Genomic DNA, 23,875 nt, shown 5'->3' on the forward strand with positions numbered 1-23,875 from the left:
TTCCTTCCAGCAGATCAACGGGTTAGCCGGCGGCCCAGGCGCGTTTCACCCCGGCTCCGATCAATTCCAGAATTCCCTGGTAAAAGGAGAGGGTGATGCCGATGATGAACAGGGCCACCAGAATTTTGGACAGATCACTCTGGTAGAGTGCAATGCGGATGCTGTAGCCGATGCCGGCATTGGCGGCGATGAATTCGGCGACAATGGTGCCGGCCATGGCCAGGGTGGCGCTGCCCGAGACCACCGTGGTCAGCTTGTTGAGATTTTCGAAGGCCCGGATCTTGACCTCCAGCTGCCAGCGCAGCCGACCGGTGACGCGGTAGAAATGCTCGATGTCGCTCACCGGTTCGCCCATGATGCCGATAATGGAGAGCAGCAATGGGAAATAGCAGATCATGGCGGCAATCACCAGGCGGGTGAGAAAACCGTCGCCCAGCAGGATAAACAGAATCGGTGCGATGGCCACGATGGGGTAAGCCTGAACATTGTACGCGGCCACCTTGATGAACGAGCCGAACCAGGTTGCCCGGCGTCCGACCACCCCCACGGTCAGGGCCATGAGGATGGACAGCACCTGGCCGACGACGGCCACGAAAAAGGTGTCCAGGACATCGCCGATGTAACGCACAAATTCCGCCTTGGCGGTATGCCAGACCCCAGCCGGCCCCGGGATGACGTAATCGGAGAGTCCCAGGGTCATTTTGATACCGAACAGCAGGCCGATCCCCAGCCCATAGACGATGAGAAACTGATAGATGCGTCTATGCAGCATTCATGATCTCCAGCATGGCGTGCTCCATGGCCTCCTTGTCCAGGGGCTGGTCGGCCCGATGGTTCTGGCCGCGGATCTGATCGACCTGGGGGGCGCGGTGGGCGCCGCGGCAGACAATGATCCGGTCGCAAAAGCGTGCCACCTCCACAACGTTGTGAGAGATATAGAGGAATATCGTTTCCGGAAAGAGCGCCTTGATTCGATACAGAATCGTCTGGCGGGTGGGATCGTCCACATTGGCCAGGCTTTCGTCCATGATCAGGATGTCAAAATCCTGCAGCAGGTAGCGCAGTAGGTTGACCCGGTTGCATTGCCCCATGGAGAGTTGCGAAAAACGCAGGCCCATGAGCGGGGAGAGACCGAAATGCTCAATCAGCTCATCGCGCAGGGGGCCGCGACCGGCCGGGGTGGTCTTTTCAAGATGCCTGCCCACGGGTGACCAGCCGGGCAGGCGTTCACGGTTGAAGGTGTAAAGGCAGGGTTTTGCCGTGGACAGTGAGACCTGGCCAGAAAAGGTATCGATATCACCTGAAATAATTTTTGCCAGGGTGGTTTTGCCAACGCCGGAAGGGCCGAAAAGGGCGTGGAAACCCGGCCGGTCGATCTCGATGGTGAGTCCCTCGAAGAGCGGAGTCTCGGCGCCCGGATAACAAAACGTGATGTCATGACATGCGATCATTGGCCAGCTTGGAACGAATTCTCCCTGCTTTTGAAACCGCCTCGGGTACCTAAGGTGGTTGCGGATTTTTGTTTGACACAAATCTATCTGGTCAATATCATTTAGAATTGAAATTTTCCAGCGCTAATCTCAATTGTGTTTGACGGTTAATCGGTGTCGGCAGCCGAAGGAGACAGCCATGTCCGAGGACAGTTTCAGTGAACAAACCGGTGATGCCGCCGGGGCCATGGACGCGTTTCAGCGGGCCGCCGACCTGGGTCACGAACGGGCCAGGGCGATCGTTGCTGCCCGGCGCCGTGACGGATAGATGGCCGGTTTGATGGCAGGCAAACGCCTTTGGCGGACGGTGCTTCCGGTTGGGGTGGTGGTGTTGGCCGTATTGGCCGTGCTGCTGATGGCCGGGTATCTCTACCTGCCGACGCTGGTGAGCAATTTTTTACCCGGCGACCAGATCCGGCGCCTGGGGTTTACCCATTTCAATGCACGGATTTCGTCCATCGGGCCCTACCGGACCACCGCCGGACCGTTTGTTTTCGGTCCTGCCGAGCAGCCGGCCCTTTCCATCGGCGCCATTACCTTGGCCTACACCCCCGGCGAACTGCGCCACAAGAAGATTCGCCGGATTGTGGTCAGCGATGTGGTGATCAATGCCCGCCTGGCACCCGAGGGCATCGTTTTCCCCGGATTTGACATGGCCGCCATGACGGACGACAGGACGGCCGCCTCACCGGCCACCGGCGAGGCCACTGCCATTCCGGAGATCACGCTGGAGAAGCTGGAAATTCAAAGTGGACGGATCAACCTCGCCCTGGGCGACGCCCAGGTCCGGATTCCCTTTGCGCTGGATCTTTTTCCGCACGGGACCGGGCTGACCGCTGCCGATCTCAGCTTGCGCCTGTTTCCCCGTGACCAGCCGCTGGCCGTCTCCGCCCGGGTGGACCTCGCCGGGCATACGGCGGACATCACCTTCGAGGGGCAAAACCTTTTTCTGGATGCCTTTGCCGATCTGATCCACCGCATTCCCGACCTGGATCTCACCGGCCGGGTCAGCATAAGCGCAAAGACCACTGTGGACTGGGCGCCACTATCCATCCGCGGTGTCCGGGCCAAAATGGTCTGGCACGACGGCAGGATGGCCTACGGTGACATTCTTTTTGCACCCACGGGCGATGATGCCGCGGTGGTTTCGGTCGAGTCGGCCGATGCGGCGACCTGGCAGATGAGTACTGCCGGCCTGCTGATGCGGCAACCGGCATCGCTGGCCCTGTCAGCGGTGGCTGCCCGGCTCGTGTTTGACGATGACCGCCGGGCCGTGACCGGTGATGCACGGCTGGCGGTCCTGCCGTTTACCGTCGCGGGCGCGTTGCCGGTCTCCCTGGCCGATCGGCTGCCCTTGAACCTCGACTTTGAAGTGGTCCAAACCATGACTGGCGGGTGGACAGCCCGTCTGACGTCGGGTAATACCACCAAAACAGGCGAATCTGCGCCAGTGGCATTGACTGTCGGCCCGGTGAGCGTTGCTGCCGATCCGCCGGTGTTCAATCTGACCGCCGGTGGCGACGGGGACCAGGGAGAGGCCCGCTGGTCCCTGAACCTGACGTCCATCCGGGCTTCCGCCCACAAAAACAGGATCCGGCTGCCATCGCTATCTGGCCAGGGATCGCTGCAGTTTTTGTTGGGTGCCGCGCCTGCCATCCAGAAGGCCGAGGCAACGGTTCAACTGCCCGAGCTGACCCTGGACGGGGCGGGTTTTTCCGGCAGGCTGGCCAAGCTGGAACTGTCGGCCCGGTCGGTGTCATCCGACAGCGTCGGTCTCCCCATGGCCGCCCGTCTGCACATCGGCGATGGCCGCCTCGACCATCCGGCCAGCGGTCTGCGGATGAAGGGGATACGGTTGGATCTGCCCCTGAACCGTGCCGCCGGAACCCGCGCCAAGGCGGGAACCTTTTCCATCGCGCGCATTCTGCAGCACCAGCGAACCCTGGGGGCGCTCAAGGGGCGAATCGTCCCCAAAGCCGATACATTTGCCGTGGCCGCCGATCTGTCCAGTGACCTGCTGCCGGGCCTGGCCGCCACGCTTCACAGCACGGTCCGTACGGTCGGCGAAGGGGTCGGCGATGTCGACCTGACCGTGAATTTGCCGGTTTATGCATTGCCGGCCGACACCGACCTGGGACGTTTTGTTCCGGCGGCTGCCGGCGTGGCCGTTTCCGGTGGGGTATCGGCCCGGGCCACGGCGTCGATCACGGGTGGCCAGTTGACCGGCGTACTGGATCTTACCCTGGTCGACGGCGGGTTGCGCATGGAGGAAAAGAAGATTGCGCTATCGGGGATTCAGGCCGCCCTGAATTTTCCGGACCTGCCGCGTATCCGCTCGGCGCCGGCCCAGACGATCCATTTTGCCCGGGCGTCCATGGGCGCCATTGTGGTGGACGGCGGCAGCTTTGATGTTCAGGTGGAATCGGCAAAGACTTTTTTTGTTGAAAAGGGGCGTTTTTCCTGGTGCGACGGCAAGGTGGACACCGGATCCCTGCGCATCACCGCCGGTCGCCAGGATTACGTGGCCAGCCTCTATTGCCAGCGGCTGGCGCTGTCCCGCATCCTTGAACAGCTGGGGGCGGTGAACGCCAAGGGCACGGGCACCCTCAACGGGCGGATTCCCATCGCCTACCGCGACGGCAAGGTCTGTTTTGACGACGGCTTCCTTTTTTCCACACCCGGTGAAGGCGGTCAGATTCAGCTGACCGGAACCGATATTCTCACCCGCGGCATTCCGGCCGGAACGCCGCAGTTCGCCCAGGTGGAGCTGGCCCGGGAAGCGCTCAAGGATTACGCCTACAACTGGGCCAAACTCGGTCTGGTCTCCGAGGGTGAGGATTTTGTCATGCGCCTGCAGTTCGACGGCAAGCCGGCCCATCCGCTGCCGTTTGTCTACAAAAAGGAGATCGGCAGCTTTGTGCGCGTGGAGGCCGGCGGACAGGGATCGGTCTTTCAGGGGATCGGGCTGGACGTCAACCTGCGCCTTCCCCTGAACCAGCTTTTACAGTATAAAGATATCGTCAACATGATCCAGTAACCCGTTTGGACGTTGGCCACACCATCAAGGAGAATTTGTATGTTCAAAGCGGCGTCGTTATTATTTCTGGCCATATCGCTGGCCTTTTTGGGAATGTCGGGCTGTGCCACCCACCATGAAGTGGAGGTCAAACCGGTGGAGATCAAACCCATCCACATTACCATCGACGTGAACGTCAAGGTGGATCGGGCGCTGGATGATTTCTTCGGCGACATCGACGAAACCGCCCAGGAAATCAAACAGGCCGAATAACCATTTTGATAAACAAAAGACTGTCACAGTTTTGTTTTTGGCATGAAAGGACTATGGACCATGAATCAGATGCGCGATTGGCGATTGGCGGTGTTGGCGGCCGCGGCAGTTCTGCTTTTTGCGGCAGTGGCTTTCGGCGGCGGCATTAAAGACCGCATGAAAGAGCGCCTGCCGGAAATCATCAAACTCAAGGCGGCCGGCGTCATCGGCGAAGACAACCAGGGATATCTCGCCTTTGTGGGCGGCAAACAGCAGCAACAGGCCCTGGTGGATGCGGAGAACCAGGACCGCAAACGGGTCTACGATGCCATCGCCAAGCAGCAGGGCACCACGGCCGATCTGGTCGGCCAGCGTCGGGCCCTGCAGATTGCCGAAAAAGCCAAACCCGGCGAGTGGATTCAGAATGCAGGCGGCAAGTGGATTCAGAAATAGCCCTAGCGCTGCCGCTGGACATTGTTTTGCCGGAAAGGGGTGAGCGCCTGGAGGGTGTATGGATCGAACCGGCTGCGCCGTCTGCCCCCACCCTGATTTTTCTTCACGAAGGGTTGGGCTGCGTTGCCCTGTGGCGGGATTTCCCGGCCCGGCTGGCCGCCGCCACCGGCTGTGGCGTGCTGATTTACAGTCGCCTGGGATACGGCCGTTCCGATCCCTGCGCGTTGCCGCGACCCATCGATTTCATGCACCATGAGGGGCTCAGCGTCCTGCCGGCGGTGATCCGGCAGACCGGTATCGGCGAGCACATTCTGGTGGGCCACTCCGACGGCGGCTCCATCGCCCTGATTCATGCCGGCTGGGTCGCTACGCCGGGCCTGAAGGGTGTGGTGACCCTGGCGGCCCACGTGTTCTGCGAAGCGCTCACCTGCGAATCCATCGCCGATGCCCGTGTGCGATACCTTGAGGGAGACCTGAAGGCGCGCCTGGCCGCCTATCACGGTGACAATACGGATTGTGCCTTCTGGGGCTGGAACGATGTCTGGCTGCACCCGGATTTCCGGCACTGGAACATCGAGGCGTTCCTACCGGGTATCGGTGTGCCCGTACTGGCCATCCAGGGGGAAAAGGATCCGTACGGTACCCGGGCCCAGGTTGACTCGATCCGGCAGAAGACCGGCAGTGCCGTGCAGGTGGCGATGATTCCCGACTGCGGGCACGCTCCCCATCTGGAGAAAAAGGACGCCGTGCTGGCCACGGTGGGTGAATTCGTGCGAAGCCTTTTCTAAACGAATGAAGCGATGATGGAAAAACTGCGCGAAATGATCGAACAATTCTGGCTGCTGGTGGTGGATGTCTGGGAGAAGGGGCTGCTGGAGACCAGCCTGGGTCGTATTTTCGTGGCCCTGGGCATCGTGCTCGTGGCCGTGCTGGTGCGGGGTCTGTTTGTGCGTATCGTCATCGGCCGCCTGAAAGGACTGGCCGGCCGGACCCGCACGCGCCTGGACGACGAAGCCATGGCCGTGCTGGAACGGCCCATGGCGTTTATCCCCGTGGTCGTGGGGGTCTATTTTGCCGTTGACTACCTGGGGCTGTCCGGCGGCCTGAAGCTTTTTGCCGACCGCCTGGTGCGTTCGCTGATCGTCTGGGTGATCTTCTGGGCTTTTCGAAACCTGGTGCCGCCCCTGTCGCTGGTGCTGCGACAGCTGGAGAAATATTTCACCGCGTCCATGGTGGACTGGCTGATCAAGGCCATCAATGTGGCCCTGATGTTCATCGGTGCCGCCACCATCCTGGAGGTCTGGGGCATCCGTATCGGGCCGATCATCGCCGGTCTGGGCCTGTTCGGGGTGGCTGTGGCCCTGGGGGCCCAGGATTTGTTTAAAAACCTGATTGCCGGCATGCTGATCATTGCCGAAAAGCGGTTCAATCCCGGCGACTGGATCAAAGTGGGCGGAGAGGTGGAGGGCACGGTGGAGACCATCGGCTTCCGGTCCACATTGATCCGACAGTTTGACAAGGCGCCGGTCTATGTGCCCAACGCCAAATTATCCGACAACTCCCTGATCAATTACAGCCGCATGAGCCACCGGCGGATCTATTGGGTGATCGGGGTGGAATACCGTACCACGGTGGACCAGCTGCGGACCATCCGGGACGGTATCGAGGATTACCTGCGCCGGACCGACGCCTTTGACACCACACCGGCGGTTCCCACCTTTGTGCGCATTGACCGCTTCAGCGATTCGTCCATCGATATCATGGTTTACTGTTTTACCCGGACCACCGCGTGGGGGGAGTGGCTGGCCATCAAGGAGGCCCTGGCCTGTGAGATCAAGCGCATCGTCGAAACGGCCGGTGCGGCATTCGCCTTTCCCAGCCAATCGATCTATGTGGAGACGCTGCCCCCGGAAACGCCCGAGGTGTTCGTGCCTGAGAACGAACGTGGCCTGAGTACTCCCCCGCCGAAAGATGTTGGGGCGGCTAGGTAAGACTTGCGCGGCCGGCTTCCGATACCGGTCGATCCCAGGCGCGGCTAAACGGCGGGCAGACGCTCGGTCACCTTTCCGTCTTCATCCAGCACGAAAATCACAAACCCGCCTTCTACGGCGTAACGGGCCAGGTCGTCGTAAATGATGGCATGGATCTCGTATTTGCTTTTTTTCTCCAGGTGCAGGTGGAACATGGCCTGCTGGGCCGTCTCCTTGTCCAGGAAGGCGGGAATGAAAGAGATGCCATGCTCGGCATCGGTCTGGCCGACGATTTTTTCCTCGGGACCGTTTTTCTGGATGGCGACGTACAGCCAAGTATTCGCTTCGATGGTCATGTCGATGGCTCCTTAAAACCCCATGTCTTCATTGATCAACACAATTTTAATGCGCTGCTTGGGAAAGCTTTTCTCGGTAATCGTCCAGGTGTTGCAGATGCGGTCAGGGCTGCTGCAGTTCTCGCAGCGGCCGGTTTTGCCGCAGGGGCTTTTCTTTTCCAGCCGCATCACGTTGACCGGTGCGGCGTAGTTTTTGATCCGCGCCATGGCGGCCGCCTGATCAGCCACCAGTTTGTTGCGGCCGATGAAAAGGAGGACATGTTTGGGCCCGAAGGTCAGGGCCGCCACCCGGTTGCCGATCATGTCCAGATTGACCAGATGGCCGGTCTCGGTGACCGCGTTGGTACCGCTGATAAAAAGGTCCGCCAGCAGGGCTTCCCGCCTCAGCTGGACGCTCTGCTCAGGCGAAAGGCCCTTGTCGTAAGTGTCCAGCACCGTGTAGCGGGGGTCATTTTTCAAGGCTTCATAAAGCCGGGTGCCCACAAAGGTTATGGAGCCGCCCCAGGAGATGGTTTTGGGCGCCATGGCCGGGATGATGGTGTCATAGGCGAGCTTTTTGGCCATATCCTTGTTGTCGGCAATATAGACATCAAAGTTGTTGGCGTCGAGTGCCTTTTTGACGCGTTGAAGCCGAATGGTCCAGTATGTTGGAATGGGATTGTCCATGCCTGTCTCCTTCGATTGGTTACTTCCGGCAACTTGGACAATGGTGTATTGCCCGTCGCCTTTGCGATGCCGGTTTGTATCCCTCCCATGCGGTCATGTCAAGGCACTCCCATCGGCGGACCAGGGTGAACATTTGGCATTCAACGGCATTCAACGGCGTTCAGCCGATCACCTGCCGCTGCATTCGATCCAGGTAGTCGTCCAGTTCATTCATGCTGGAAAAGACCTGACGGGAGGGCAGGGCCTTGATGATGTCGAACACCTTCTGAATTTGCGGTTGAAGGTTGAGCAGGACCACCTTGCCATAATACGGCTTCATGGCCTTCTGGGCCTTGGCGACCACCCGTACCCCCATGCTGGAAATGTAGTCGAGCAATTCCATGTCGAATACCAGGGTGTGGGGTTTCTCCTTCAGTACCACATCCACCCGTTCTTCCAGCACCGGGTAGGTGTTGGTGTCCAGTCGACCGCAAGGGGCGATGATGTAAACTCCGTCCATTTTCTGTCTGGATGTTACGGATAGATCCAATGATCCCTCCTTTCCGAGGCCCTTAACGTCTATCTTGCCCAAGGCAACCATTCCCGCAACCCGGCATTTCCGGACGCGGTTTATCGATAGCGCTTTTCCATGCGCAGGATGTTCCTGCCCTGTTCACGGTGGTAGTCCATGCGATCCATCAGGTTTTTTGCCAGGATAATTCCCATGCCCCCCTTGTCGCGATCTTCCAGCGGCGTTTCATCCCTGCTGGCCTGGACGTTCAGCGGGTTAAAGGGGATCCCGTCATCCTGTAGCGTCAGAATCAGCGTGTCGGTTTCAACGGCAATATGAAAAATGATGGTATGATCCAGCCCGTCACCGAAACCGTAGAAGACAATGTTAGAGAAGACCTCTTCCATGGCCAAGGCGATGTCGTGGACAACGACGGCCGGACAGACCACCGCATCGGCGAACGCGTGGATCGTTTCGTTGATCCGGTTGAGTTCGCCAAGATCGTTTTTCAGATAGATGGTTCTCAGGTTTTCCTCCGCCCGGATCGGGGAGAAGTACGTCAGGGAAAGGAGGGTAATATCGTCGTCCGACGGATGATTTCCGGTAAATTCGCTGACCCTGTTGAGGACCGCTTCAACCCGTTCCTTGGGGGACAGATCGACGGTCAGGGAGATGGCCTTCATCAGTGCTTCCTGGGTAAACAGGTGATTTTGATCGTTGTGGGCCTCGATCACACCGTCGGTAAACAGCAGCAGGCCCTCCTTATGCTTCAGCTGAACGGACGCCTGCCGGTATTGGGAGGTGTCGTCCAGGCCGATGGCCGGGCACTGGGCTTCACCCAGGAGAACACAGTTTCCCTTGCGCCCGATGAACAGGGGCGGGTTATGGCCGGCGCTGGTATAGGTCAGCGTGCCGCTGTTCAGATCGAGGATCCCCAGGAAAACCGTAACAAAGGTCAGTGACGGGTTGTTGCGGGCAATCTCCCGGTTGACGTCGGCAAGAATGTATTCCGGCTCGACCAGAAGGCGTGCCGCGGATTTGAGCATGGTTTTGGCCATGGCCATGAAAAGGGCCGCGGGGACCCCTTTGCCGGAGACGTCGCCGATAATCAGGCAGAGGGCATTACGGTCAATGAAAAAATAGTCGTAGAAATCGCCGCCCACCTCCCGGGCCGGTTCCAGGGTGGCGTAAATATCGAACTCTGTTCTCCGGGGAACCATATGGGGGTTTTGGGGGACCAGTTGAAGCTGGATCTCCCTGGCGACCGTCAGTTCGCTTTCGATTTTCTCTTTTTCGGCGATGGTGGTTTTCAGGGCTTCGGTCTGGCGCTTGACCTGACGCCGGAGAAAAAGGTTGCCCAGGAGGATCAGTGCCATGATGAGGACGATGGCCCCCACTACCCAAAGGGGTTTGAGCCACAAGGGAAAGGTGACTTTGCGGACACCCTGGGTCCAGCGGTCCAAGGACTGATAAAAAATGGAGTTGGGATTGGCCTTGAGCTGATGCAAATGGCGGTCCAGCGCGGCCATGAGATCGCCGTTGCGGCCCTTGCCCACGGCAAAGTGAAGTTCCGTAGGCCGGAAACTGATGGGACTTTTGGCCACCCTGAAGCGCTTTTCATAATAGGTTCCGTAGAGCCGGGGAACAATGCCGGCCATGGCCTTGTTTCGGTCGACCATGGCAAGAACGTGGCCATAATCCTCTACCTCGATGAATCGCGGATGGATGTCGAATTTTTCCAGGATGGTTTTCATGTACTCATAGTAGACGTCCGCTTTCACCACGGCGATTTCCTTGCCCTCGAAAGCAAGCAGGTCCGAAAAGGTATCTCCCGGGTGGACGTAGAGCTGTCCCCAGTTCACCACAATGGTTGCATGGCAATAATCGAATTGACTCTCCCACGGCGTGCTCTTGGCGACGCCCGGCATCAGATCGATGACGCCTTGCGCCAGGCGCTGGTTGCATTGGGTCAGTGATCCGGGAAAGTAATAGATCTTCCAGGCTTGCCTGGCGGCGATATGAGAGAGAATATCGGCGGCGATACCTTTGATCCTGCCATCCGAATCGGTAAAAATCAGAGGTGTGTTCTGGTGAATACCCACGATCACACGCCGGCCGTCAGCTGATGCGGCCGTTCCCGGAAAGATGGCCAGCGTAGAAAGAATCAGAAGAAGTGTCGTTCGCATGGGGGTCGCTTTTTTACCTCATGGGCACGCAGGTGACCATTTTGGCCTGCTGCCCTGGCTGCCCGGAACACCGATGTCTGAACTTACATCCAAACCCGTGGGAAGGTCAACCGGAGGTCGCATTTGGATATATTCTGGTTGGTGGCGTGATCGCAAACCCATCGCCCTGATTTAATCAATGCCAAATGGTAAAATCCAAATGTCAATTGAAGGATCGGATCGATTATAAGATGGACAGAATACCACCATTTGGCATTTTTCATTGGACATTTGACATTTGTGACCCGTCGATATCGGGTAGAAAGATTGAAAAATAGTTCAATGCGATTGCCCTGAGGTCAACCGGAGGTCAGTTAAGATGGGCAGAATCGATCGGGTTCGGTGGGGCATGGATCTTCCGACTGTGAAATGGACGGGTCATGGGACGGCGGTTCGGTCAGGCAAGGAAGCCGATCAACTCCTCGCGGTTGAACGATTTGAGCAGCCCCGGGTCGTCCTCGCGGATGATGTCGGCCATCAGGCGCCGTTTTTTTTCTATGATGGCGGATATTTTTTCTTCGAGGGTGCCCAGGGTAACCAGCTTGAACACCTGAACGCCACGCCGCTGGCCGATGCGATGGACCCGGTCGGTGGCCTGGTCTTCCTTGGCCGCGTTCCACCAGCGGTCATAGTGAATCACCACCGACGCGGCCACCAGGTCGATTCCGGTTCCGCCAGCCTTGAGACTGCCCACGAAAACCCGGCAGGCCGGATCGTTGTTGAAACGGTCGATCAGCCGGCCGCGATGGCGGCTGGCGCCGGTGAGTACCACATGGTTGATCTGTTGACGTTCCAGGTAGGCGGCAATGATGGCGATCATTTCGGTGAACTGGCTGTAGACCACCACCTTCTGGTCCGACGCCAGGCTTTCGGCCATCAGTTCTTTGAACAGCTCCCATTTGCCCGACGCGTTGCCGTCGTCATCGGCGGGTTGTTTGTCCACCAGGGCCGGGTGATTGCAGATCTGTTTGAGCAAGGTGAGCAGCGCGAAGATATGCATGTAGGGAATCTGCTCGTCTGCGTTTTTAAGGGCCGCCAGGATACCCGTGGCCCGGGCGTCGATGGCGTCCCGATAGAGTTTGACCTGCCGGTCGGTCAACTCGCAGAAACGGATGTCCTCGATTTTTTCGGGCAGTTCGTCCAGCACGCGGCTTTTGAGACGGCGCAGGGTAAACGGGTAGATCAGGCGGCGCAACTGGGCCCGGTCGTCGGCCGTCCATTCGGTGGCCCCGGATGCGGTGGGGTGGGTGGCGAACGCCGGCGCCGCATCCAGGTAGCCGGGAACGACAACATCCATCAGGGCTTTGAGCTCCAGTACGGAATTTTCGATGGGCGTTCCGCTGAGCCCCAGTTTGACGGCCGCATTCAGCTGGGTGGCGGCCTGGTAGGTTTTGGTGTCGGCATTCTTGATCTGCTGCATTTCGTCGAATACGGCCAGGCAGAAATCGATGGCCTGCAGCGATTCGATGTCCCTCAGGAGCAATCCATAGGAAGTGACCAGAACGTCGGCATCGGCCAGGCATGCGGCCAGGTCCCGATTGCCGCCATAGTAAGCGGCTGATGACAGGGCGGGGGCATGCTGGGCGATTTTGCCGGTCCAGTGGCTGAGCACGGTGGTCGGGCAGACCACCAGGCAGGGCCGGTGGTCGCCGGCCTGTCGGCGGATGCCGGTCATCAGGGCCATGACCTGATGGGTCTTGCCCAGGCCCATGTCGTCGCACAGGAGCCCGCCGAGGCGGTTCTCCCACAGCCACCAGAGCCATTTCAGCCCGATCCCCTGGTAATCGCGCAGACCGGTGGCGAGCCCTGGATCGTCCGGCAGTGCGTCGGGTTCAAGGGCCAGGAGACGCGACAGCGCGGTGGCGGTTTCGCCAGCTCCGTCGATCGTCGGTGGCGTGGCATCCATGGCGCTGAGCTGAAAAAGTTCCTGGCGGGAGAGCTTAACCGTCTGGCCGGCATCGTCAAAACGGTCTGCCGGCAGTTTCCCGGCCAGCACGCTGGTGAGCCGGTCCAGTTCTGCCGCGCCGGTGTCCACCCATCCGGCAGCCGTACCGATGTAGCGGTTTCCCTCCCGGCGGGCCTTGAGAATATCGGCCAGGGATACCGTTTCGTCGCCGAATCCATAGGTGACGGCCAGATAGCACCAGTCCCGGTCGATGGCGGCCGGAGACAGGGTCACCCGGTTCCAGCGGCGCAAGAGCTGCAGCCCCTTGACGTCCGGATCGACCACAAAGCCGCCCCCGGTCAGTTCCTCGCCGACCGCTTCGAGGAAACTGGGAATCTGGTATTTTTTGAAGGTCATGCGCCGGGGAGTGTCGAACTGGCGCGGCCGGCCCGGTTTTTCCAGTTCGGCCAGCACTTTCAGCTCGGGAATGTAGACCAGATCGCCGTAGACGAACCGCTCGAGGCTTTCCCGGGCATAGAAGCGATCTTCCCCCTCGGCCTGCATCAGCTGGATGACGGGAAGCACATCCAGATCGGTTTCGGTCTTGCGGCTGATTCGGAAAAGACTCTTCAGCGGAATGGGATGAATGGGCAGGTCGTGCTGGTTGGGCAGGTGTTTGCCCAGGCAGGTCAGCAGCGCCCGGACCCGGTTGCGGGCAATACGGATATGGAAAATGGCTTTGCCAATCGGGCTGCGGCCCGTGACCACGAATGCGCCGCTTTTTTCATCCACCGACGGCTGCAGCCGGCAGCCATTGGCGCCGAATTCCATGAAACCGTGATACGCCAGACGGTACCAGACACTATTTTCAAGGCCCTGGCGGCGGGACTGCATGTTGAGGTCGCGGAGCTGGCGCTCCGCATCGGTCATGGTCATCAGCTGCAAACGCCGCAATACCTCCGCACGGTCAGGGATTTCCTCCGCATCCGGTGAGGCGAAGCACCCCAGGCGTTCGGCCAGGCGATTGCGGTCGGCATCGGTCGACGCGTAGGTGATTACACTGTTGCCCTCGGCGGTCTTGATCTCCAGGGTGGTGCGGACCTTGTTTCTCAGGAATTGCACCCGGGCGGTTTCGGTGGTCAGCCGCTCACCCTGGTTCAACACCTCGGCCAGGGCGTACCAGAGGCTGCCGTTGAACCGGGCCTCCAGATCAAGGGGGGGGGGCCGCGGCCCCCGTTACCCCCAGGGATTGGAAAAGCGCTTTCAGGTGTGCACAGGTCCCCTTGCCCGATTTCCGGCAGGTGCAGAACTGCTGGCTGGGCCTGCCGCTGACAAAAAAGGCGACGCCCGGATGGCGATCGTCGGGGGCGGGCATGCGGGCCACGGCGTGGCGATGAAATTCGATATGGTGATCAACAGGCATGTATGTTTTCCGGTTGGGTCGATAAACGTTTCTTCTTAAAGCCGGGACCCCACCGGTGTCAAGCCGATCAAAACCAAATCAGCAATTGTAATTTTGAAATGGCTCTCTTTGCTACCCAAACAGAAGTTTTTTTCAATCAAAGTTCGATGCATTTATTTTCTTTATTATTTCAAAATGTTCTGGACACAGAAGCTTGTAATGGATATAAGAGGGTGAATACTCATCCACTTTTACCAAAAGCGAGCCAGGGCCATGCGATTGCCAGAACAAGAAGAAAACCGCATCCTACTTGAAAGGAAACATGCAGAATTCACATTTGACAAAGTGATCCAATTTTTTCGCCAAACTATTTCTGCATTTCCTGACCGGCGCATCGGCACTAATACCAGCTACAGCATAGAAGACGCAGCCCTGGGAGCTTTTTCTGTTTTTTTTACCCAAAGCCCATCCTTTTTAGCCTTTCAATCCGCTATGCAGCAAACAAAAGGCAAAAACAATGCGCAATCACTTTTCGGCCTCACTCAAATTCCCTGTACCAACCACATCAAAAGTTTAATGGACGAGGTCCATCCCTCTTATGTCACGCCCGTGTTCAAATATCTTTTCGACGGATTGGAAAAATCCGGTCATCTGGACGGGTTTCGCTCATACGACAACAATTTATTGGTTGCCTTTGACGGAACGCAGTATTTTGCTTCAAATACAATTCATTGTGATAATTGTAGTCGCAAGCACCATAAAAATGGAACCGTAACCTATTCGCATTCAGTCGTGACCCCGGTGATTGTGGCACCGGAAAACAATAAGGTGATTGCTTTGCAACCGGAATTTATTACCCCCCAGGATGGCCATGATAAACAAGATTGCGAAAACGCGGCAGCAAAACGCTGGATCGATCAATATGCGGCGGAGTATCAACCTTTTGGCATCACTGTATTGGGCGATGATCTATACTGTAAACAACCGATTTGCAAAAAACTATTAGATCAAGAACTTGATTTCATTTTGGTCTGTAAACCCGATTCTCATAAAACCCTTTACCAGTGGCTGGATGAATTGGACGCCATGCAGACCATCGAAACCGTGGTGGAGAAGCGCTGGACCGGCAAAACCCATGAAATCGATACGTATCGCTTTGCCAACAAACTGCCGCTACGTGATAGTGAAAACGCCATTGATGTTAATTGGTGCGAACTGACAACAACCCTGCCCGATGGAAAAATCGTGTACAAAAACGCATTTGCAACCAATTTTGAAGTTTCAAAGAGCAACGTCAAGCAAATTGTCAAAGATGGCCGAGCACGCTGGAAAGTCGAGAACGAAAATAATAATGTTTTGAAAAACAGAGGCTATAATATTGAACACAACTTCGGTCACGGGAACAAGCACCTTTCATCATTATTGCTGACCTTCAACTTGTTAGCCTTTCTGTTCCATACCGTTCTTGAACTGATGGATGAGAAGTACAGCTTGGTTCGTGCTGAGTTACCAACGCGCAAAACCTTTTTTGACGATGTGCGCGCTTTGACGCGATATATGTATTTTCCCAGTTGGGAGGCGATGTTAACTTTTATGATGCGAGGCCTGGAGATCGAATACGTAGACACCAGTTAAAATCCTTGGCAGATTTTCACATCAAACCGTACGAGTTCCTTTATTAACCAATGGATAGGTTTGATCAAAATTTCTGATACAGAGAGCCAAAAATGAAAAAATTCATCGGCTGGCTAATTGCGTACAGTTTTGTTTCACTTTTTGATCATAACCTGAACTAAATTTTTCGAAGAACTGATCGAATTGCCATGCTGGTACAAACCTGAACCGCATAATTACAATTGCTGAAACCAAATGCGGTTACCCTTTTGGCGAAGGCGGTGTGCGGTGCCCGGCGAAGGGGCCGGACTAGCGGCCGCTCCAGCGTTTGAAAAGCTGATGTTCCACGCCCAGCAGATCAAGCGCCTTGCCGATGCTTTGATCGATGATATCGGCAATGGTTTTCGGCTGGTGATAAAAAGCGGGAATTGGCGGCAGGATAATTCCGCCAAGCGCGGTGACCCGGGTCATCAATTCAATGTGACCGGCATGAAAAGGGGTTTCCCTGACCATCAATACCAGACGGCGCCGCTCCTTCAGGCAGACATCGGCCGCCCGCACAATCAAGTTATCGTTGAACGCGTTCGCAACCGCCGAAAGGGTTTTGATGGTACAGGGGCTGATGAGCATCCCGCACGTGCGGAAGGACCCGCTGGCCACCGCAGCGGCCATGTCCGTGATATCATAAACACGGGTCGCCAGTGCCTTGATCTGGGACAGGCGGTAATCGGTTTCGATTTCCAGGTTAAGTGCAGCCGCATCACTGATGATCAGATGCACGGGTACCTTCAGTTCATGGAGGACTTCCAGTGCACGCACCCCATAGATCACGCCGCTGGCCCCGGTCAGGGCAAGAATCAAAGGTAATTGTCGGTCCGCCATTATCGATCCCTTCTGCGCATTCAAAACAACAGTGCCCCCGTAAACGATCCATTTGCCCACAGCCCCCATGGCATGGGTGCTCTTTTCTTGTCAAACGTTTTATGGCCATGGGTGTTCCCAGCCGAACAGGAACTTCGCGCCCCCTCCCCAGGGTAACCGCCAAACGAAATGACCGGATCCCAATTCAAATGAAGCGGCTCTGCCCCCTCCACCCGCTAAAGCCTTTCGGGAACCCGGTTGGGTATGATATAAGCCTCTTCACCGGGCGGATCCGACTTCAATAATCCATTTTACCCTGAGCGCTGACAACCCGATGGCCTATTTCCGCACACAGGATGGATGCAGCCTTTACTACGAAACCATCGGCTTCGAGCTTACCAGGCCAGTGGTGGTGTTTCTGAACGGCACGCTCCAGACCACCATGTACTGGAAGGTAATCGCCGCATCCCTGAAACCGAGGTTTCGATCGCTGCTTTACGATGCCAGGGGGCAGGGGGAGAGCGAACTGGGGGATCTGCCCCTCACCCTGGACCTGCACATGGACGATTTGTGGGCGCTGATGCGTCATCTGGTACTGGGGCCGGTTTGCCTGGTGGGACTGAGCCATGGCGCCCTGCTGGGTTATGCCATGGCCCGGCGAAAGCCCAAGGCGATCAGCCGGCTGGTTTTGTGCTCCATCGGTATCCGCGCACCCATGCGGGCCCGGTTGATCGTCCGCGCGTGGTCAACCATCCTGCAGGCCGGCGGCATCGAAGCCCTGGTCAGTGCCGCCCTGCCGCATGTTTTCGGGGAGGCCTTTTTGATGAACAACCGCAAAACCATCGATCGCATCGCCAAAACCATCGTCCGGCGCAATCGTGAAGCCTCGCTGTCGGCCCATCTGTCGGCCATGGGCACCTATCCGCGCCTGCGATCCATGCTGCAGCCACTGGAGATGCCCACCCTGGTGATGAGCGGGGCGGACGATCCCCTGGTCAGCGCCAGCGGTGCGGCGGCGGTGGCCGAAAAGAGTGGCGGCCGCCATCTGCTGGTCAAGGGGGCGGGGCACTCCATTGCCGCCGAGGCGCCGGAGCTGTTTTTGGACACCATTTCCCGATTCCTTTCCGATCGATGGACGGACATGCCCGAGGGGATCTGAATCCAATGCGGTCACCCTGCGCCGGCGCCACAAACACCTTGACAATGCGGCCTGTCCGACTTTATTGAAACGGGCAGACATAACAACGATAAAAAGGGGGTCGTAATCAAATGGTTAGCGTAGGCATTGTTGGATGGCGCGGGATGGTGGGTTCGGTTCTGATGGACCGCATGGTGGCGGAAAACGATTTCGGCGGGTTCGAACCGGTCTTTTTTTCCACCTCCCAGGCCGGCAAGACCGGACCGGACATCGGTACCGGACCCCAGCCGGTACTCGATGCCAATGATGTGGACAAGCTGGCCGAGATGGATGTGGTCGTATCGTGTCAGGGGGGCAGCTACACGGAGCAGATTCACCCGGCGCTGCGCCAGCGTGGGTGGCGCGGCTACTGGATCGATGCGGCCTCCACCCTGCGGATGACGGATGACAGCATGATCGTTCTCGATCCAGTTAATCATAGGCTTATCGACAAGGCCCTGGAAAGTGGCACCAAGGATTATATCGGGGGCAACTGCACCGTCTCTTTGATGCTGATGGCGGTGGGGGGACTGTTTGAAAAAAACTGGATCGAGTGGATCACCTCCATGACCTACCAGAGTGCGTCGGGAGCCGGAGCTAACAACATGCGCGAACTGGTTGCCCAGATGGGATGCCTGGGTGACAGTGCCAAGGCACTTCTGGCCGATCCGGCGGTATCGATCCTCGATATCGACCGGCAGATCTCCGCCACCCTGGCCGATCCGGACTTTCCCACCCAGTATTTCGGTGCTCCCCTGGCCGCCAGCCTGATTCCCTGGATCGACCGGGCCATGGAAAACGGCCAGACCCGTGAGGAGTGGAAAGGTGTTGCCGAGACCAACAAGATTCTCGGCCGGTCCCAGAATCCAATACCCATCGACGGCCAGTGCGTCCGGGTGGGCGCCATGCGTTGTCACAGCCAGGCCCTGACCATCAAACTCACCGAGGACCTGCCGCTGAATGTTATTGAAGATGCCATTGTATCGGCCAATGACTGGGTGACCGTGATTCCCAACGACAAGGCGACAACCCTGTCCGGACTCAGCCCGGCGGCGGTTTCCGGAACCCTTGGCGTGCCGGTGGGGCGTGTCCGCAAACTGATCCTGGGGCCCGATTACCTGACCGTGTTTACGGTCGGGGATCAGTTGCTCTGGGGTGCGGCCGAACCGCTGCGCCGGGCTCTGCGGATCATCCTGAGTTACCTGGACAGCGCCGCCTGAAATGGACGGTCCGGCGGTCTCCGCTGAGAGGGAGATCAAATCCCTGACTACGTGTTTTAAAAACGTAGATCCTAAGAATATTTCGAGTGTTGCATTTTTTCATCCATAGTGCGAATATCGCACCATGGGTGTGCTTTTGTGGTATGGCTCCTCGAATCCAGTCGGTTCGGGGAGCTTTTTTTGTTCCGGTCAAACCCAATCGTCCCGAAAAAGGTGGGCGGCCGCTTCTCTTTTCCGGTTGTCCGGCGGCCTGTGCCCAGGCGCGCGAGCGCATTCCCGGTATGGGCACCGTTCCCATCGACAAATCGGTTGCTTTGCCGGCCTTCGACGCTCACCGTCTCTTATCTTCCTTCCCTCAGGCGCCTTGCGGCATTTTTTACCAACGGGTAGACCAGAACCGTTTTCACCCGGTCGCTGCGATGTCGGTTGGCCTTGTCCATCCGGCCTCGCCCGGTGGTCTCCCCCAACTCGATCCAGTTGGCGGAGCGATAACAGCCCCCGTGAAACCGGTTTCGATCCACAAGGGTTTCCAAAAGCAGGGGCGAGATCCCATACTGGCGCTCCCAGTCGGTTTTCAGATGGCGCAAGACAGTGCTGAGCATTGCGCTGGCCAGATTGCGGATGGATGCCAGGACCAGAAACCGGCTGTTGTTGACCACCTGCTGCAGCCCTTCCGCCCGGCGATTGTCGTCCCAACCGATCCATTGATCCCGTGATTTCATTCGCCAGGCAGGGCTGGAAAACTGAAGGCATCCCACCACTTCGCGCCGGGGGCGGGTGACATATACCAGATACTGGATTCGTGCACCGAAAGGCATCGCATACCCGAGGTAGTGGTACCGGCCGAGAAGATCCTTGAAAAGATCCCGCTGCTCCTGTGTCTGTACCCGCTCCACATCCAGAGGTGTAAACTCCTCCACGCTGCCGGTAAGTTTGCTGTAGGGCGTATCGGCTTGAACCTCAGCTTTGTACCTGCGGGGGGTGCTGTTTCCGACCTGCCTTTTATCCGGAAGCTTCAGGATTTCCTGGTCTTCCAGTTGCGCCAGCAGGTCCAGGCATTCCCGGGTTTTGAGTTTGCCATTGGGCCGGACCCACTCCAACAGTTCGCACACCGTGTTTGCCAGCTCATTTTGGCTGATGCCGGCACAGGTGTCCACCACCTCCTGGATCAGCGACACCTCTTCGGTACTGAACTCCCGGCCGCAAAATCGGTGCTGTATTTTCGATCCGTGCATACGATCCTCTATTAAAGAATTTTCCATAGTTTCAAATAGTAATCATGATTATTTCCAAATTGAAAATGTTCGTTAATTAGTCCATCAGCAAGGGGCTCCGGCCATCCGTTCGACATTGACGTGCATGTTTAACAGCTCCACTGGATTGCCAAATTGTGTGTAGATGGCAACGTCGGCCGCGTCGCGGCCGAAAGCGATAGCGATGCGTCCTCCTTGCAGGCCGACTTGTGTTGGATCGAACGTGTACCACCGATGTCCGATATAGGCCTCGAACCAAGCATGAAGATCCATCGGTTCAAGCGTTTCAAGGTAACCCACGACCATTCGAGCCGGTATCGATAGCGCCCGGCAACAAGCGATGCCCAAATGGGCCATGTCCCGGCATACCCCACTTCCAAGCTCGTTTAGCTCGGTGGCGCTGATGATTTGCTGTCCGGCGCCAGGTGTGTACCGCACCGTGTTGCGGATATAATCGACGATGGCCGCGCATTGGTCGTAGCCGGCAGCCCGGCCCGATACGAGTGATCTGGCCATTTCGGTGAAACGATCTGATTCACAATACCGGCTTGGGTGAAGAAACGGTAATGTATCGTCGGGCAACTGTTGTACCTCGACAAACTGTGCCCCAGGGGCCGTGTCATATGCGTCTGCGGTTTCGATATCAACGGATGAATGAACGGTAAAATGTCCGGTCGGTGAGACCAGCCGCTGGCACAGATTGCCGAACAAATCCGTGAACTCGACCACCGGTACACTAGGTGACAAAACGTACTGTTCACGAGCGACCCATTGCTGCCATCCACTCCGGGGGCGAAGCATGAGCAGAAAAGGCGTTGGAACCGGTATGTTGAATTCAAGGAAACAAGATGCGTGTAACCACATGACGATCCTTCATTGTTTAAAGTGCAGCCCTGCGTGTCACCTGAACATCGTTGTTCAGCCGAAACGTTTCCTGAAAGATTCTTTGCCTTCAACGAACTTGGACGTGCTCAGGGTATTCAACGATACGATGGGCAAGCATACCCTTTGTTCTGGCGCTCATCAAGTCCCAAACCCGGCCTGAAGGGAGGTGACGGGCATGGCGGTATGAGCAACCGGGTATCCGGCGGCAGCGCCTGGTAAGGATGCTGTCCATGCCGCGGCAAGGTACCGCGAACGTACTGGGTGGTGAATGCTATCGTTTTATTTCAACTGAAGTGGCGTCTGTTTTGAAGGTTGGGGATCTGGGCCCGTACCTTGGCTTGCAGCTGCAAATCGATGGGGGCGGTGATAAAACCGACTCCCTCGGACGCTTTTGCCATTACCGTACCCCATGGATCGATGATCATGCTGCTACCGAAGCAGCTCTTATTTTCAGGATGGGCGCCCCACTGTCCTGCCGCAATCACGAAGACCTCGTTTTCTATGGCCCTGGCCCTAAGTAAGGGTTCCCAGTGATCCTTTCCCGTAAACAAAGTAAACGCGGCCGGAGCGGCAATCAGGTTTGCCCCTTTATCTGTCAATGCTTGGAACAGTTCCGGAAAGCGCAAATCGTAGCAGATGGTCAAACCGATATTCAGCAGGGGCGTTCTGGCCACGACGCTTTTGTCCCCCGCAACGATGCTGTCTGATTCCTTGTCGTTCACCTGGTGGTCAATACTGACGTCAAAGAGATGGATCTTGCGGTAAATATCGATGATTTCTCCGTTGGGAGAAATCAATACGGAGGTGTTGTAGGACCGTTTCGGATCGTTCGATTTTTCCAGGAAACTGCCGCAGTTCAGGTAGATGCCGTTGGTACGGGCCAGTTCGCGGTAGGTTGCCATGGTTGGACCGTCCAGGGTCTCCGCATGTTTCAGTTTGTTCTCATCGGCCAGATAATTGGCATATTCCGGTAGGACAATCAGTTTGGCGCCGTCACCAGTGGCCGCGTCGACCAGTTCTTTAATAACGGCAAGATTTTCTGCAACGTTGTCTTTTGAGTTCAGTTGAATCGCTGCGGCAACAAAACGTTCCATTGGTCACTCCAAAACCATTTTTTATATGATCGTATGCTTTTTGCAGCTCATCGGACCATTACTGGATGGGCACTGACCAAAAAGGTTGAATCGACGAAACCACACCCCTTGAACATAGTCAAGCCTTTGAACGTGGCGGTTCCCACGGCAATAGCAATTTTTCTCCTCTCCCCGGCGGTTTCTTCCGTTTCTTCTCAGAAAAAGAGAAAAACCGATTCAAGTTTGGGATGCATCTGACGATCCTTTCGGGTATCGGCCGAAAAATTCACCCCCAATGTCGCAACATTGGGGGCACCCCCCGATTTTAATCGCAGTCCATTGATCGGCAATGATGATGAATGAAACAACCCAATCCGTTGCAGAAGCGGTATCGGCGCATTCCACGGTGCAACGACCGGCCCATGGGAAAATGCAATGGCATGTTTGGTCGGCGATCCTGCTGATCTTGATCGGTTGCCTGGGGTCCCTCCCGGCCGGTGCGGCCGATGGAAATCCCTTTTCGACCACACCCACCACCCATCACGGCCGGAAATGGCGGATCGGATACCTTGAAGGCGGGCCCTACAGCAATTATCCCCTCAATTTGAAAGCGCTGGTGGATGCCCTGGCGGACCTCGGGTGGGTCGAAACGGTCGAGAGCATTCCCCTGGGCAGCGAGGCCGACACATCCTTGCTGTGGCGCTGGATCAGCAGGAACATCAAAAGCGATTACCTGAGATTTGTGTCAGATGCTTACTGGTCGTCCAATTGGGATGGCAAAAAACGGCGCATTCAGAATCGACGCGCCGTCATCAAACGATTAACCACAAAAAAAGACATTGACCTGATGCTGGCCATGGGAACCTGGGCCGGCCAGGATCTGGCCACCAACCGGCACCATGTCCCGACCATCGTCATCTCATCGAGTAATCCGGTGGGCTCCAAAATCATCAAGAGTGAAGAGAATTCCGGTTTCGACCATGTCAATGCCCGCGTCGATCCAACCCGCTATGAACGGCAACTTCGCATTTTTCACGATATTGTCGGGTTTACCCGCCTGGGGATCGTTTACGAAAACGATACAGTTGAGGGAAAAACCTATGCCGCGATCAACGATGTTCAGACGGTGGCCGGGGAAAAACACTTCGACATCCTCTCCTGCCATGCGCCGTTCTCCAAGGTCACCCAGGAGGAAGCCTTCCAGGCGGTACTGCAGTGTCATCGCCAATTGGCACCGAAAGTCGACGCCTTTTACATCACCGTTCATCGGGGCGTCGATCTGCAGCGCATGCCCGACCTGCTCGCCCCCTTTTACGAATACAAGATTCCCACCTTTTCCCAAAGCGGTTCGCAGGAGGTCCAAGCGGGTGTCCTGCTGAGCATCGCCCGCGCGGGATTCAAATACATCGCCGAATTTCACGCGCAAACCATCGCCAAAATATTCAATGGCGCCAAACCGCGCGATCTGGATCAGCTGTTTCAGGATCCGCCGCGAATCGCCATCAACACCCGGACCGCCCGGATCATCGGCTATGATCCACCGGTCGAAATTTTAAACATGGCCGATGAGATCTATTGACCCGTGGT

The 23,875-nt window shown here is 57.1% G+C and carries 22 protein-coding genes; 10 read left to right on the forward strand and 12 right to left on the reverse strand.

The window, feature by feature from the left end; all coding sequences use genetic code 11:
- Positions 1-22: 22 nt before the first annotated feature.
- Together GN112_RS22140 and GN112_RS22145 are read right to left on the reverse strand one after the other, a co-directional pair.
- Positions 23-772, reverse strand: coding sequence for an ABC transporter permease (locus tag GN112_RS22140; RefSeq protein WP_155312208.1), 750 nt, complete (start codon positions 770-772; stop codon positions 23-25).
- On the reverse strand, positions 762-1,451 hold the full coding sequence (locus tag GN112_RS22145) for an ATP-binding cassette domain-containing protein (protein WP_155312209.1): 690 nt from the start codon (positions 1,449-1,451) through the stop codon (positions 762-764). The genes GN112_RS22140 and GN112_RS22145 overlap by 11 nt, the downstream gene beginning before the upstream one ends.
- 178 nt (positions 1,452-1,629) lie before the next feature.
- Between GN112_RS22145 and GN112_RS34915 the strand changes: the two genes are divergently transcribed.
- From GN112_RS34915 to GN112_RS22170, 6 genes are read left to right on the forward strand one after another with little or no spacing between them, the layout of a single operon-like run.
- On the forward strand, positions 1,630-1,758 hold the full coding sequence (locus GN112_RS34915) for a hypothetical protein (protein WP_269434950.1): 129 nt from the start codon (positions 1,630-1,632) through the stop codon (positions 1,756-1,758).
- Between the two features lie 12 nt (positions 1,759-1,770).
- The gene (locus tag GN112_RS22150; protein ID WP_162459068.1) at positions 1,771-4,527 is read left to right on the forward strand and encodes an intermembrane phospholipid transport protein YdbH family protein; all 2,757 of its coding nucleotides are present in this window, start codon (positions 1,771-1,773) and stop codon (positions 4,525-4,527) included.
- A 39-nt stretch (positions 4,528-4,566) separates the two neighbouring features.
- A complete protein-coding gene (locus GN112_RS22155; protein WP_155312211.1) occupies positions 4,567-4,779 on the forward strand; it encodes a YnbE family lipoprotein in 213 nt (70 codons plus the stop codon).
- Between the two features lie 60 nt (positions 4,780-4,839).
- Entirely contained in the window at positions 4,840-5,211 is a 372-nt protein-coding gene (locus tag GN112_RS22160) for a YdbL family probable chaperone protein (protein WP_197743371.1), read from the forward strand.
- Positions 5,196-5,999 (forward strand): alpha/beta fold hydrolase, encoded by an 804-nt coding sequence (locus tag GN112_RS22165; protein WP_197743372.1) that lies wholly within the window; start codon positions 5,196-5,198, stop codon positions 5,997-5,999. The genes GN112_RS22160 and GN112_RS22165 overlap by 16 nt, the downstream gene beginning before the upstream one ends.
- Positions 6,000-6,011: 12 nt before the next feature.
- Positions 6,012-7,202 (forward strand): mechanosensitive ion channel family protein, encoded by a 1,191-nt coding sequence (locus tag GN112_RS22170; protein ID WP_197743373.1) that lies wholly within the window; start codon positions 6,012-6,014, stop codon positions 7,200-7,202.
- A 44-nt stretch (positions 7,203-7,246) separates the two neighbouring features.
- Here GN112_RS22170 and GN112_RS22175 read toward each other — a convergent pair whose 3' ends face one another.
- The 6 genes from GN112_RS22175 to GN112_RS22200 form a co-directional block, all read right to left on the reverse strand.
- Entirely contained in the window at positions 7,247-7,537 is a 291-nt protein-coding gene (locus GN112_RS22175; protein WP_155312212.1) for a hypothetical protein, read from the reverse strand.
- A gap of 12 nt (positions 7,538-7,549) precedes the next feature.
- Positions 7,550-8,203 carry a lactate utilization protein gene (locus GN112_RS22180; protein ID WP_155312213.1) on the reverse strand — a complete coding sequence of 218 codons (654 nt, stop codon included), beginning with the start codon at positions 8,201-8,203 and terminating at the stop codon, positions 7,550-7,552.
- A gap of 160 nt (positions 8,204-8,363) precedes the next feature.
- Positions 8,364-8,732 carry an STAS domain-containing protein gene (locus GN112_RS22185; RefSeq protein WP_197743374.1) on the reverse strand — a complete coding sequence of 123 codons (369 nt, stop codon included), beginning with the start codon at positions 8,730-8,732 and terminating at the stop codon, positions 8,364-8,366.
- An 80-nt stretch (positions 8,733-8,812) separates the two neighbouring features.
- The gene (locus GN112_RS22190) at positions 8,813-10,879 is read right to left on the reverse strand and encodes a SpoIIE family protein phosphatase (protein WP_155312214.1); all 2,067 of its coding nucleotides are present in this window, start codon (positions 10,877-10,879) and stop codon (positions 8,813-8,815) included.
- A gap of 436 nt (positions 10,880-11,315) precedes the next feature.
- A complete protein-coding gene (locus tag GN112_RS22195) occupies positions 11,316-13,964 on the reverse strand; it encodes a DEAD/DEAH box helicase (protein ID WP_155312215.1) in 2,649 nt (882 codons plus the stop codon).
- A 49-nt stretch (positions 13,965-14,013) separates the two neighbouring features.
- The gene (locus GN112_RS22200) at positions 14,014-14,226 is read right to left on the reverse strand and encodes an SWIM zinc finger family protein (protein ID WP_155312216.1); all 213 of its coding nucleotides are present in this window, start codon (positions 14,224-14,226) and stop codon (positions 14,014-14,016) included.
- Between the two features lie 252 nt (positions 14,227-14,478).
- Here GN112_RS22200 and GN112_RS22205 point away from each other — a divergent pair, with 252 nt between their 5' ends.
- Positions 14,479-15,840 (forward strand): ISNCY family transposase, encoded by a 1,362-nt coding sequence (locus GN112_RS22205; RefSeq protein WP_414736118.1) that lies wholly within the window; start codon positions 14,479-14,481, stop codon positions 15,838-15,840.
- Between the two features lie 288 nt (positions 15,841-16,128).
- On the opposite strand, the gene GN112_RS22210 is transcribed toward GN112_RS22205, so the two are convergent.
- Positions 16,129-16,701 carry a UbiX family flavin prenyltransferase gene (locus tag GN112_RS22210; RefSeq protein ID WP_155312217.1) on the reverse strand — a complete coding sequence of 191 codons (573 nt, stop codon included), beginning with the start codon at positions 16,699-16,701 and terminating at the stop codon, positions 16,129-16,131.
- 313 nt (positions 16,702-17,014) lie between these two features.
- On the opposite strand from GN112_RS22210, the gene GN112_RS22215 reads away from it, so the two are divergent.
- Together GN112_RS22215 and asd are read left to right on the forward strand one after the other, a co-directional pair.
- Positions 17,015-17,839, forward strand: a complete 825-nt coding sequence (locus tag GN112_RS22215) for an alpha/beta fold hydrolase (RefSeq protein WP_155312218.1) — start codon at positions 17,015-17,017, stop codon at positions 17,837-17,839.
- A gap of 110 nt (positions 17,840-17,949) precedes the next feature.
- Positions 17,950-19,077 (forward strand): aspartate-semialdehyde dehydrogenase, encoded by a 1,128-nt coding sequence (gene asd, locus GN112_RS22220; protein WP_155312219.1) that lies wholly within the window; start codon positions 17,950-17,952, stop codon positions 19,075-19,077.
- 341 nt (positions 19,078-19,418) lie between these two features.
- On the opposite strand, the gene GN112_RS22225 is transcribed toward asd, so the two are convergent.
- From GN112_RS22225 to GN112_RS22235, 3 genes are all read right to left on the reverse strand, one after another.
- Entirely contained in the window at positions 19,419-20,312 is an 894-nt protein-coding gene (locus GN112_RS22225) for a DUF4338 domain-containing protein (protein ID WP_155312220.1), read from the reverse strand.
- Between the two features lie 84 nt (positions 20,313-20,396).
- On the reverse strand, positions 20,397-21,194 hold the full coding sequence (locus GN112_RS22230) for a transglutaminase domain-containing protein (RefSeq protein WP_155312221.1): 798 nt from the start codon (positions 21,192-21,194) through the stop codon (positions 20,397-20,399).
- Positions 21,195-21,499: 305 nt separating this feature from the next.
- A complete protein-coding gene (locus GN112_RS22235; RefSeq protein ID WP_155312222.1) occupies positions 21,500-22,309 on the reverse strand; it encodes a carbon-nitrogen hydrolase family protein in 810 nt (269 codons plus the stop codon).
- A gap of 334 nt (positions 22,310-22,643) precedes the next feature.
- Between GN112_RS22235 and GN112_RS22240 the strand changes: the two genes are divergently transcribed.
- Positions 22,644-23,867, forward strand: a complete 1,224-nt coding sequence (locus GN112_RS22240) for an ABC transporter substrate-binding protein (RefSeq protein WP_231717093.1) — start codon at positions 22,644-22,646, stop codon at positions 23,865-23,867.
- Positions 23,868-23,875 lie beyond the last annotated feature (8 nt).

The sequence above is a fragment of the Desulfosarcina ovata subsp. ovata genome (assembly GCF_009689005.1).
Lineage (GTDB): Bacteria > Desulfobacterota > Desulfobacteria > Desulfobacterales > Desulfosarcinaceae > Desulfosarcina > Desulfosarcina ovata.